We start from the raw sequence: 11,862 nt of genomic DNA on the forward strand, positions 1-11,862 counted from the left end.
ACCAAGTTTAAAGGCGGAGAGGTATTTCTTTTCCGCCTTTTTTTATTTTCTAAATATACTACTATGGATTTAGTTTTATGCTAATTCGAAAATTCTTGTTCGTTCTACTTGTTTTTTCGCTTCTATCTTGTAAGCCCAATTTTAAAACTACATCACATTCTCCAAAAGAAAACCTGATTTCCCAAATTAAGTATTTAATAAATGACCCCGTGCTTGCAAATGCTCAGATTGGTATTTTTATTGAATCAATTTCTGATAATTCTGTTTTATTCAAGCAAGATGAATATAAACTTTTTGTACCTGCTTCAAATCAAAAGCTGTATACAACAGCAGTGGCTCTCGAAAAACTTGGAGCAGACTATAAATACGAAACCCGTTTTTTTACAACTGGGGAAATCCAGGATAGCTCATTAAATGGAGATTTATTTGTTGTCGGAAGAGGCGATCCCTCCATTTCTGGCAGATTTAAGGAAAAAGATATATTAGCACATTTTAAGGATTGGGCGGATTCTTTAAAAGCAAAAGGAATTAACACAATTAATGGTGCTTTAATTGGCAATGATACATTTTTTAAGGGCCACAAACTTGGCTATGGTTGGAATTGGGATGATGAACCATATTGGTATTCGGCACAAATTGGGGCTTTGTCATTTAATGAAAATTGTATTGATTTGGAAATAACGCCTGGAGAAAAAGAAGGTGAATTGATTAAGGTTAAAACCAATCCCATTACAGATTATGTTATAATTGAAAACAACGCTATAACGGCGGCGAAAGATTCTTTATCGACTTTAAGTATTGGGCGGGCCCGCGGAAAAAATAGAATTGAGATAAAAGGTAGATTACCGTTTGCTTCAAGTCTGGAAAAAAAATCAATAACAATTGAAAAACCCGCTTTATGGTTTTTAGATACATTTATCAAAGTGCTGAATGAACAGGGTATAGAGGTCAAAAATGGTTACAAATTAAATACGGCGCGAGTAGATTTCGAAACTAATAAAAAAGCGCTGTTTACGCATTTTTCACCTGAAATGTCAGAACTTGTTAAAGTTGTGAATAAAGGCAGCCATAATTTTTATGCTGAACAGGTTTTTAAAACTCTAGGCGCAGAAATAAAGAAAAAAGGTACGGCAAAAGAATCATCCAAAGTTATTATGGATTGGTTGAATAGTAATGCCGTAACGGACGCCCACGCAATCATTGTAGATGGTTCTGGGTTATCCAGAATGAACCTTGTAAGCCCATATTCTACTGCAACTCTTTTAAAAGAAATGTACCATAGTGAGAATTTTGAGCCTTTCTACTATTCACTCCCCATTGCAGGTGTGGATGGAACTTTAAAGAGACGGATGAAAAATAGTGTGGCACAAAATGTTGTCCGCGCAAAAACAGGCTATGTTCGTTATATGCGCAGCCTTTCAGGATATACAAAAGACCGGTCCGGAAATGACTATCTCTTTGTAATTATGTTAAATTATTATTCTGTTCCAACAGCTTATGTAAATAAATTGCAGGATAAAATTGCAATTTTGCTTACAGAATTTAATCCACAGAAAAACTAATCTATCAAATGGAGTAGCCAATGAAACGTAGATCATTTTTAAAGGCTGGAGCAATTGGCCTTGGTTCTTCTCTATTAACTAATGTTAAACCTGCTGCTGCAAGTCTTTTGGGTCAAACTTCTGGAGGGAAGGAACCTTTAGTTGTCTCAAGTTACAATGGTATACCCGCAACAGAAAAAGCTATGGATATGATTAAAAATGGATCGGATGCAATTGATGCGGTGATTGCCGGAGTAAATATTGTTGAAGAAGATCCAAATGATATGTCCGTGGGTTATGGTGGATTACCAAATGAAGAAGGGGTTGTTGAACTTGATTCATGTTGTATGCATGGCCCTACTCATAATGCTGGCGCCGTTGCATCAATTCAAAATATTAAAACTCCATCAAAGATTGCAAAGCTGGTAATGGATAGAACCGATCACGTTTTACTTGTTGGGGCAGGTGCTTTAAAATTTGCAAGAGCTCATGGTTTTAAAGAAGAAAATTTACTTACAGAACAGGCACGAAAAGTTTGGTTGAAATGGAAAGAAAACAGGGATAAAAATGATGACTGGTATCCACCCGAAATGTACGAAAAAGCAAGGTCGGCAACGGAGATCCCATTTACATACGGAACAATTACATGCTTGGGGTTGGACTTAAATAATAATATTTCCGGCGTGACAACTACCAGCGGTTTAAGTTACAAAATACCTGGGCGGGTGGGAGATAGCCCTATTATTGGAGCAGGGCTTTATGTTGATAATAATGTCGGGGCATGCGGATCAACCGGCCGGGGCGAAGAGAACCTGAAGAATTTAACTTGTTTTTTAGTTGTTGAATTTATGCGTCAGGGGATGTCTCCGGAAGAGGCTTGTAAAGCAGGCGTTAAACGAATCATTCAAAATGCTTTTCATAAAAGTCTGGTCAAAGAAAATGGTCTTCCAAACTTCAATATTCGTTTTTATGCATTAAACAAAAATGGCGACTTTGGCAGCGCCAGTATTTACGGACCTGGAACTTATGCAGTCCATGACGGGAAGGAAAACAAAGTTCGTGACGGGCATTATTTATATGAGTGGTAGTTTTTTAAATAATGAATAAAAACCAAATATTCCTCAGGATAACAGCAATCTGGGCATTAAGTGAATCAGCATTAGGCGGGATTCTTCATGCTGTAAAAATCCCCTTAACAGGCTTGTTTATAGGTGGGAGTGCTGTAGTTTTACTTACATTGATGGCATATTTGGGCGCTGAAAAAAAAGATTTTCTAAAAGCATTTTTACTCGTCTTAATTGTAAAAGCGGTTGTCAGTCCACACACTCCTCCAACTGCTTACCTTGCTGTTTCTTTTCAGGCTTTCCTGGCAATATTTCTGTTTGGTTTTATCAGGATTAAATCAATTGCAGCAATGCTATTGTCAGTTTTCTCATTAGTAGAATCCGGCTTTCAGAAACTATTAGTTTTAACACTTATTTTTGGGCAAAACCTTTGGGACTCGATTAACATTTTTGCAAGTTTTATTGTAATGCAATTTATGCAAAATAATGAAGAAATCAGTTCTGTAAATTTAAGCCTTGTTTTAATCACAGGTTATCTAATTATTCACCTCATTGCCGGGCTTTTGATTGGGGGCTGGGCTTCTACTTTTTCTAAGACAATCTTTAATAAATTAAACAGCCAAGGTAAGACAGAATATTTTTTACAATCATATATAAATATTGAGCAACCTCTTAAGAAGAAAAAGCGCGTACGTTTTGCATACCTTGTTTTCCCACTTGCAGTTGTGATAATGGTACTTTCTTATATTATGCCCGTTTTTGATAGAAATGTAGGGCTATCTGCTTTGGCAATGGTTGTTCGCGCCACTGTTATTTTAATCTTTTGGTATTATATTTTAGGCCCTTATGTAAAACGAATATTGCTTAATTTTTTGCAAAAAAAGAAAAATAAATATAATTCTGATATTGAAGAAATATTTGTACTTTTTCCAACACTAAAACAGATTGTTGCTTCTGAATGGAAAATTTATCAACAAAATAAACCTCAGATCTCCTTTAGGGATTTTTTAGAAAACATTTTTTTGATAGCGCTGACTATAGAATTGGAAAAAGAACCATCTTGAATGTTGTTTATAATGTTCATGTTGTTTGCAAAATATTCTCTGTCATATTATAAATCCGTGATAATTTGATATTATTTTTTCTGAATTTAGTGATAACTCACTTCGTTGAAGCTGGTATATTACAATATCTTATATAAAAATATCAATCAATTGGAGGTCGTTAAAATGTTGGAGTTGTATAATAAGTTCAGAGATTCTCTCAGTTTATTAGAGGATGTGGCGCCATTACTATTTCGGTTTTTACTTGCATACGTTTTTTATGTAACCGGGATGATGAAGTTTAATAATTTTGAAGGAATTGTCTACTGGTTTGAACATGGCTTAAATCTGCCATTCCCAACACTAAATGCATTTATGGCAACAGCGACCGAAGTAGCAGGATTTGTTCTTTTGTTCCTTGGGTTGGGTACACGCCTTATTTCAATTCCTTTATTTTTTGTTATGATAGTTGCAATGGTAACCGTACATATGGATAATGGATGGTTAGTAATTGGTAGCAGCGATTTGAATCCGGAAATTGCCAGCCGCTTATCAGCTGCTAAGGATATTTTAAAAGAATATGGCAATTACGATTGGCTTACTGAAAAAGGTAGTTTTGTGATTTTACAGAATGGTATTGAAAATGTTGTAACTTATATGGCAATGCTTCTTTCGCTGATAGTTAAAGGTCCGGGCAAAATAAGCCTGGATGCGTTACTTGAAGCCAAATTGAACAAGTAACTGTTTGAGGGGGATTAAGTAAGACAGGCGTCCAATTGGGCGCCTTTTTTTTACCCAGTTTCAATCTGCCATCGTTTCTATTTTTTCAAAATTTTCTTTTTTTATCATTTTGTCAATTATAAAAAGACCTGGTATAACAACTATACCAATTGCCATAATTAACCACCACAAGAATTCTGGGCCCAGGTTTTTGTACATCCACGATCCAAGAAGCGGACCTATAACAAAGGATAATGAAAATGAAAAAGTGAACATTCCCATATAGCTTCCGCGGTTCTGATCATTTGCCCGGTTTGCAATAAACGAGGTTATGAAAGGGAATGCCAGCATTTCGCCCGTAGTCCAAATCAGAATAGTAAAAACTATATATGTTATAGAACTATAAAACATTATTGCTCCAAACCCGAAACAAAGCAGCAGGAGACCAACACCAATTACAGCAATATTATTTAATCGCTCAAACTTATGGACCAAAGGCATTTCAAATAACACAATTACAAAAGCGTTAAATGCAAGAAGCAAACCAATGGTGTCTTCATTAAAATTGTAAAATTCTTTTATAAACAATGGCCATGTGTTAAATAGCTGATTAAAAACAAATCCCGTAAATATCATAATAACAAGAAGTTGAATAAATATTACATCCTTAAAAGGAGATATTTTTTTTATTTCAGCTTTTCCTGGTTCTTTATGGTGATCAAGCTTTGGCTCGTGATAAAAAAACAACAGAAAAAAGGAAGCGGCAATACACGTCAAACCCTCAAACCAGAAAATATAAGAGTAGTCATATAGTGCTAAAAATCCACCAACAGCAGGCCCAATTGAAACACCGAGGTTAATAGCCAAGCGAATTAAAGCAAAGCCGCGAGCCCGGTTTTCCGGTTTACAGGAAAGGGCAATAGCAGTCATAACAGCTGGCCTAAATGATTCTGCAATAATTGCCAGAAAAAATAAAGAAATACTTAAGTAAACCTTTCCTTCTACATAAGACAGAACGATGTAGCCAAGGCCACCAACAAATAAACTGAAAAGCTGAACAAACTTTGTTCCGAATTTGTCACTAAACCAACCACCAGCAAAAGCACCGACCATTGCACCCATTCCATAAAAACTTATAACCAATCCCGCATCTTCCAGTGCATAATTCAAATCCTTGGTGAGATAGAGCATCAAGAAGAAAATAACCATTGTCCCAGTGCGATTTATCAGCATGGCAAAAGTTAGAATCCAGGCATTTTTTGATAACCCTGAAAAAGAAGATTTATAGTGGGCAAATATATTATTAAGCATATTACCTTCTGAATATTTTTAATTAGTGGGAGAATAGTTACGAAGTAAGTTGTGGGATTGTAATTAAGCTACATTGATTTGCATACAACGGTAGATACGTTAATATAATTCCTTCTAAAACTAATTTTGGTAAAAGAATGCCAAAGCTTTTTTTTTTATTATCATGATCGTTTATTAATATCTTTGGAATGTTACATAGTTATTAAACCCATTTGAAATTATTAATTGTGTTTGATTCTTATCTACAACCAACTTTTATTTAAGTTAACCGGCATTGTCAACGATAATTCATTGAAAATTCATTATTTAAATGAGTTTTTTTAACAAATTTGAAAATGTAGCAGGCTCCCTGAATGAATGATCTTTTTTACCTTGACAGACTTGATGACTGGTTAGATGGAATGAATACGAAAGAATTGAAAGAATTAGATTACAAATATCTTGGTGATACCCAGGTTCAACTTGGACATTACGAAGAAATTTATGAAAAGGGTCTTGATTTAATTCAAAGTGAAAAAGAGCCCAAAAAGCTACTTTTAAAGGTGCTTGATGAATACACAACCCGTTTTGCAGACCTGCCAAACTTCGATTCAGATTTACTGAACAATGGGTTTGATGATGAAACAAAAGAAAAACTAAAATCTTTGGTTTTGTTTGGTACCCAGGCTGCACTGATCAAAGAAAATTCAAGAATCCAACAAAACCTGCGAACTGTTAATCAAAATTATCGTGATCTTTTAAGTGTGATAACCCATGAGTTTAAAAACTCTCTGACATCCATTTATGGCTATAACCGCATAATAGATAAACGAATTTCTGAAGGGCGAACGGATGATTTAAAAGATATAACCGGCAATGTTGACAGGCTTTCAAAAAAACTCTTTAGTCTGATTGAAACTTTGCTAAACATGTCTTTGATCGAACAGGAAAAACTAATTGCTGAAAAAAGTGAATATAAATTATTAAAAGATGTTGTTGATCCGCTTGTAAGGGAACTTGAATTTCAATTGCATGAAAAAGGTATGGTGATTGAAGTTATCTCAAAAGAAGATGATGTTCTTTTAAATGGCGACCCGGCTTTATTGCAAGTTGCATTGCGCAATTTAGCTGTAAATGCTATTCAATATGGATTCGAAAAAACGGATATTGAAATCAGATTAGAAAAAGTTCGTGACCGTGTGCTGATTGAGGTTTTCAATAAAGGGCAAGGATTGGAAAAAAAGCACCTGAGCCATATCTTTGAAAAATTTTCTCGTTTTCATACAAAATACAGACAAACAAATGTTGGGATTGGGTTATTCACTGTAAAACATATTATTGAACTCCACGATGGCTCGATCGTTGCTGAGTCCAAACAAGGTGAATGGATGCGTTTTTTGATCAATCTCCCTATAAATTAAAATAAAGAGAAGACATTATGAACGATATACTTCGCTTTCACCTACCATGTAAAATTGAATACACTAAACTTGTAGAAGACTTCATCAAAATATCTGCATCGTATTTGCATCCTCAAGGATCACAGGATTTTACTTCAAAACTATGTACGGTAATGAATGAAGTTTTTGTGAACATTATTGAACACACAAATACAGCTGAAGAGAATGAAATTGTTCGATTCCAATTTGAAATAGGTCTAAAATATTTCTCAATATCAATTTATGATTATGGCCCGGGTTTTAAAGCAAATGACCATTTGCCACCTTACCCAAAAGAATGCATAGGCCAAAAGTATAAACTGCGTGATGTTTTAGATGGAACTGTTTATTATACGGTGACAGATCCTTTTTCAATTTCTTTTTCGTTTATTGAAAAAGATGATGTTCAATTGGATGATCTGGCGGTTTTAGATAAAGTAAACGATAATGGTTTGGGAATGTCACTGGTAACCAAGTTAATGGATACGGTTACTTACTCTTATATCGGGAATGGAAAATTTGACTGGAAGCTAGTTAAAAAATTAGAATAAGTTTAAAAAAAGCCCCGATTGTTCGGGGCTTTTTAGTTTGAAATGATTGGATAAATAAAACAGTCTATCTCGCACCCAACACAATTTGTGTTTTGTATTCTTTCCCATCTCTTAAATAAGTTAAGTCTGCCTTATCTCCCGGTTTAAAATTCCTTAATGCATTTGAATACTCTTTTAAATTTTTGAATTTATATTCATCAAGCTGGATAATTACATCACCTTTTTTTAGACCGGCTTTGGCAGCGGGAGAGTCATCAGAGAGTGCTGCAATTTTCACTCCTTCTCCTGCAAATGCAAAATCAGGCATACTTCCTGTAGTAGCTCTTTTTCCACCTTCACTTTGAGGTCTTCGTGGTTTATCATCAGATGTCCTGGCTTTGCCAGTAAACGGCATAGGTTTATCCCTGTCCGCTAAATGTAAAATGCTTTCACGAACAAAGGTTGCAACTTTAACCATACCGGGAGCATCAATTTTATCAACGTCATCTCCGGGGCGGTGATAGTCACTGTGAGGTCCGGAGAAAAACTGTACAGCAGGAATCCCGGCTTCAAAAAAACTAACCTGGTCACTGGCATCTAAATCCTGTGTTACTATTTCCGATTCAACGCCGGTTACATAACTTGTCCCCATAAAAATAAATCTCCACTCACGGGCCGTTGAAGAATTAATAACCATTAATTTATTTTTACCCAGACGTCCAACCGTATCCAAATTTAAAACACCCATAATCTTTTTAGCAGGAAAGCCTTTCATGTTTTTTACATAGTATCGGGAGCCCATCAATCCGCTTTCTTCAGCTGTGAAAGCCACAAAAATTACAGTACGTTGTGGTTTAAAAGTTTTACCTAGCAAGTTTGCCAATTCCATCATAACAGCAACACCGCTGGCATTATCATCAGCGCCATTATGGATTTTGCCTTCATTTCCCTGGCGCACATCCGGCCAACCCAAACCCAAATGATCATAATGGGCACTTACAATCACAGATTCACCGGCATAATCCTTATTAATGCCCGGAATAATTCCAATCACATTTTTTACGGAAGCCTTATTGCCTTTTGCGTCAACAACTTCCTGCCATTGCTGGAAAAATGAGCCATCATCAGCACCGGGTTTCAATCCAGCTTTTTGGAATTGAGTCATTATATAATCAGCGGCTTTATCACTTCCTGCAGAACCGGGCGCACGTCCTTCCAGCTCATCACTCGCAAGATAAGTGACATATTCAAGCATCCTGTCAGCTGAAAAAACAGGCGCTAATTTTGCCAAGGCTTGCCGTTTTGGTAATGTGGAATGTATTTCCTGATTTTTATCGGCCAAAGAAACCATGAGTGGTGAATGAACCGCTGGCCACTGGCCCTTTGCAATATTGCTGGGTTCATCACCTTCAAAAGCAAGGTAGCTGTATTTGCCATAGTGAGGTAATTTTCTTGCTAAACCTGCTCCCGCATCTTTGTTGCCTATTGTAAGCCAAACCAGCACAGAATTAGGGTTTTTCGGATGACGTGTTGAAACAATAAAGCTGTTGTTGGTTTTGCTTAAAGTTGTTTTTCCCAGCCGAATGCTTTCCTTTTTAACTTCAATATCAAAATCTTTAAAACCGTTTTTAATAGTTTTAAAATAGCTGTTGTTTTCTCCAAATACCCATACTGCCTGGTCTTCAGGAATTTCATCTAATTCACTATCAAGCATTATGGTTGATTGTTTTGTAGGATCTTTTGCCCATATTTCAGCAAGCTGTTTGTATTGGGTTTGTTTTTCTTTAGAAGCTTTAGAAGGTAATAAAAATAATATTTTCTCAGAGCCAAAAACCTTGGAGAGAGCAGGTGGTATTTCGCTAAAATGAAGTTTTCTAAAAATGTTGAATTGCGGATCTACCTGAACCTTAAGAGGTTCTTTCTCAAAAGACAATTCAATATTTTGCCGCTTACTGTTCATTTTAATTGTTTCGATTTTTGATTCATCTGCAAAGGATATGGCAACAGGAATATTTAAATTATAAGCATCGTCTTTGTGGATTTGATTTAGCGTAAATTGCAGTTTATAGAATTTTGTAGGTTTTGTTACCTTCACATCAGTCAGTTTTAATTCCGGTGCGCCAACACGGTCTACCCATTGCTTAAAAAATGGTTTTAAATCTTTGCCGCTAACATCTTCAAAAGCAATGCGAATATCATCAAATGATGCACGTTTAAATTTTAGTTCACGATAAAATTTTTGGAAAGCTCTGATAAAATTCTCGTCACCAACTTCCATGCGCAACATATCCCAGGTCATAGACGATTTACCATAACCAACCGCTTCAGATGAAGAGCTTGTTCGCGAGATAAAGCTACTCAATGCAAAATCATTTTCCGGTTTAACATAGTCAGTATATTTTTGGAGGATTGACCGGCGATAAGAATCACCTTGTCCGCGTTGTTCTTTGATCAGATGATCGGCCATATAAGCTGTAAGGCCTTCACACCAATTGCCATTGTCAAAATCCACATAAGCGCTGTTGCCCCACCAATTGTGCAAAAGTTCGTGCGGGTAAGAAGAGTGAAGAATAAAAGGGAAACGGATAATTTGTTCGCCAAGCAAGGTGAAAGAAGGCATGCCGTAGCCTGTTGCCCAGAAATTTTCAACCAATGCAAATTTTGAAAATGGATAAGGGCCTACAAGGTTGCGGTACATCTCCAAATATTGGGCGGTTGTTTCAAGATATTTATTGGCCATTGTTTCGTCTGGCGTCCTCAAAAAGGCCATTACTTCCACTGTTCCGGCAGAAAATGAATATTCGTGGAATTGCGCTGCAATCAGGAAAACCTCTTCCATTAGTTCAGGAGATTCCCAGCGGGTGATTTGCCGGCCATTTTTAACCTCGTGTAATGTGCGGTTGCCCTGACTGACAACATCCCAACCTTCAGGAACGCTGGTTGTCATATCAAAGGTGATAAGCTTATCATTAAACCATGGCACCCAATAGGTTGACCCTGAAAGATACGCACCGCGCTCTTCAATTAACCCTGGTGTTTGGCTAAAACCACGGGCATATTCTTCGCCAAGCTGCTCAATGGGATGATTGATTTTGCCGCTAAACTTTAGGGTAATTTCAAGATCGCCTTTCGCTTTGCTGTCAAAGGAAACAGCATATTTGTTTTGAGATATGGACGACGAAGACTCAAAATCCTCTTTGTCCATGCCAAAGTCTTCACCCTTAATTTCACTTTTTTCCAAGCTGATTGAAACGCCGGGTGTGATGGACTCAACCTTCAAATCACTGGTTAGTAAAAAGTGCAAATTTGCATTGATCTGGTCTGCAGGAATAGTGATTTTATCGGTTGCTTCAATAAAGCTGGTAGCGGGATCAACCGTAGCCTCAATTTTATGATGAATGGCATTTGGTCCGGCAAAGGCAAATCCGACCACAATAAAAACTAAAAAGAATGAGGAAATTTTTGAAAACATTTTTTTCTCCGATAATCAATGGTTTTTTTTATAGATAATAATTCCCACTCTCTCGATATGATCTAAAACGTTTTGATCTTTAATGTTCTTATGGATCAGGAAATCGTAAGAATATGGATAACCAAGCTTTTCAAGTTTCCAAATTAGGTCAAGCTGGTCATTAAGCTTAACTTCTGGACCATACAAGGCAAGATCAATATCCGAGCCTTCTTGATATGTATCCATTGCCCTCGATCCAAAAATAACAACTTTTTCAAAACGTGGGTTTTGGCTGATAAGAAGTATAAGTTTGTCAAAAGCATATTTAGCAATTCCAAAAGTTTTCATTTTATTTACTTTTTAGCTTAATGAGATTATCTTCTAATCTTTTAAATAGAAGATAATAGTTTTCAACAACTTCTTCAGCAATTGCCTCTGCAGTTCTACTATCATAGGTATGAGATGTTAGCTCTCGACTTTTTTTTAGTCTTCTCCACCCTTCAGCATCTTCTATCAAACCATCTTTGAAAGCCTGGTCTAAGACAGGTCCGGGGCCAGTAATGCCAATATATTCTTGATGTTTAAACAAATCCTGAAGTGTTTTCCACGCGAGTTCATATGTATATTCAAAACGCTGGATTAGACCTTCTACTTCAAGTTCTGTAAGCTCCTCAAGCTTTAATTTTTCTACAACTTCAGATATCTTATTTACTGCTTTTTGATAGTTGGAAAAACGTTGTTCCCAGCGAATATCCTTATCACCCATATTTTCCCCGTTGTTTGA

Annotated in this window: 9 protein-coding genes and 1 pseudogene; 6 read left to right on the forward strand and 4 right to left on the reverse strand. The window is 36.4% G+C overall.

The window, feature by feature from the left end; all coding sequences use genetic code 11:
* Nucleotides 1-77 precede the first annotated feature (77 nt).
* The 4 genes and pseudogenes from dacB to HND50_00500 all read left to right on the forward strand — a co-directional run bounded on the left by dacB (nt 78) and on the right by HND50_00500 (nt 4,389).
* Complete coding sequence (gene dacB / locus HND50_00485; protein NOG43681.1) at nt 78-1,562, forward strand: D-alanyl-D-alanine carboxypeptidase/D-alanyl-D-alanine-endopeptidase; 1,485 nt, start codon at nt 78-80, stop codon at nt 1,560-1,562.
* 8 nt (nt 1,563-1,570) lie between these two features.
* Nucleotides 1,571-2,629 (forward strand): annotated as a pseudogene (locus HND50_00490) (N(4)-(beta-N-acetylglucosaminyl)-L-asparaginase).
* Nucleotides 2,630-2,640: 11 nt separating this feature from the next.
* Entirely contained in the window at nt 2,641-3,669 is a 1,029-nt protein-coding gene (locus HND50_00495) for a hypothetical protein (protein ID NOG43682.1), read from the forward strand.
* A 165-nt stretch (nt 3,670-3,834) separates the two neighbouring features.
* Nucleotides 3,835-4,389: a DoxX family protein gene (locus HND50_00500; GenBank protein ID NOG43683.1), complete on the forward strand. Its 555-nt coding sequence runs from the start codon at nt 3,835-3,837 to the stop codon at nt 4,387-4,389.
* 60 nt (nt 4,390-4,449) lie between these two features.
* Here the strand turns inward: HND50_00500 and HND50_00505 are convergent, their stop codons facing one another.
* Nucleotides 4,450-5,679 carry an MFS transporter gene (locus HND50_00505; GenBank protein NOG43684.1) on the reverse strand — a complete coding sequence of 410 codons (1,230 nt, stop codon included), beginning with the start codon at nt 5,677-5,679 and terminating at the stop codon, nt 4,450-4,452.
* 353 nt (nt 5,680-6,032) lie between these two features.
* Here HND50_00505 and HND50_00510 point away from each other — a divergent pair, with 353 nt between their 5' ends.
* A complete protein-coding gene (locus HND50_00510; protein ID NOG43685.1) occupies nt 6,033-7,079 on the forward strand; it encodes a HAMP domain-containing histidine kinase in 1,047 nt (348 codons plus the stop codon).
* A gap of 17 nt (nt 7,080-7,096) precedes the next feature.
* Nucleotides 7,097-7,648, forward strand: coding sequence for an ATP-binding protein (locus HND50_00515; protein ID NOG43686.1), 552 nt, complete (start codon nt 7,097-7,099; stop codon nt 7,646-7,648).
* 64 nt (nt 7,649-7,712) lie between these two features.
* On the opposite strand, the gene HND50_00520 is transcribed toward HND50_00515, so the two are convergent.
* From HND50_00520 to HND50_00530, 3 genes are read right to left on the reverse strand one after another with little or no spacing between them, the layout of a single operon-like run.
* A complete protein-coding gene (locus HND50_00520; protein ID NOG43687.1) occupies nt 7,713-11,099 on the reverse strand; it encodes a M20/M25/M40 family metallo-hydrolase in 3,387 nt (1,128 codons plus the stop codon).
* A 15-nt stretch (nt 11,100-11,114) separates the two neighbouring features.
* On the reverse strand, nt 11,115-11,426 hold the full coding sequence (locus HND50_00525; protein NOG43688.1) for a nucleotidyltransferase domain-containing protein: 312 nt from the start codon (nt 11,424-11,426) through the stop codon (nt 11,115-11,117).
* A 1-nt stretch (nt 11,427) separates the two neighbouring features.
* Nucleotides 11,428-11,844 carry a nucleotidyltransferase gene (locus HND50_00530; GenBank protein ID NOG43689.1) on the reverse strand — a complete coding sequence of 139 codons (417 nt, stop codon included), beginning with the start codon at nt 11,842-11,844 and terminating at the stop codon, nt 11,428-11,430.
* Nucleotides 11,845-11,862: the final 18 nt, after the last annotated feature.

The sequence above is a fragment of the Calditrichota bacterium genome (assembly GCA_013112635.1).
In the GTDB taxonomy this organism is placed as follows: Bacteria; Calditrichota; Calditrichia; order Calditrichales; family J004; genus JABFGF01.

Excerpts from the sequence above, each read along its gene's own strand:
- dacB (NOG43681.1), top strand. The coding sequence starts at position 78 with ATGCTAATTCGAAAATTCTTGTTCGTTCTACTTGTTTTTTCGCTTCTA.
- HND50_00495 (NOG43682.1), top strand. The coding sequence starts at position 2,641 with ATGAATAAAAACCAAATATTCCTCAGGATAACAGCAATCTGGGCATTA.
- HND50_00500 (NOG43683.1), top strand. The coding sequence starts at position 3,835 with ATGTTGGAGTTGTATAATAAGTTCAGAGATTCTCTCAGTTTATTAGAG.
- HND50_00505 (NOG43684.1), bottom strand. The coding sequence starts at position 5,679 with ATGCTTAATAATATATTTGCCCACTATAAATCTTCTTTTTCAGGGTTA.
- HND50_00510 (NOG43685.1), top strand. The coding sequence starts at position 6,033 with ATGAATGATCTTTTTTACCTTGACAGACTTGATGACTGGTTAGATGGA.
- HND50_00515 (NOG43686.1), top strand. The coding sequence starts at position 7,097 with ATGAACGATATACTTCGCTTTCACCTACCATGTAAAATTGAATACACT.
- HND50_00520 (NOG43687.1), bottom strand. The coding sequence starts at position 11,099 with ATGTTTTCAAAAATTTCCTCATTCTTTTTAGTTTTTATTGTGGTCGGA.
- HND50_00525 (NOG43688.1), bottom strand. The coding sequence starts at position 11,426 with ATGAAAACTTTTGGAATTGCTAAATATGCTTTTGACAAACTTATACTT.
- HND50_00530 (NOG43689.1), bottom strand. The coding sequence starts at position 11,844 with ATGGGTGATAAGGATATTCGCTGGGAACAACGTTTTTCCAACTATCAA.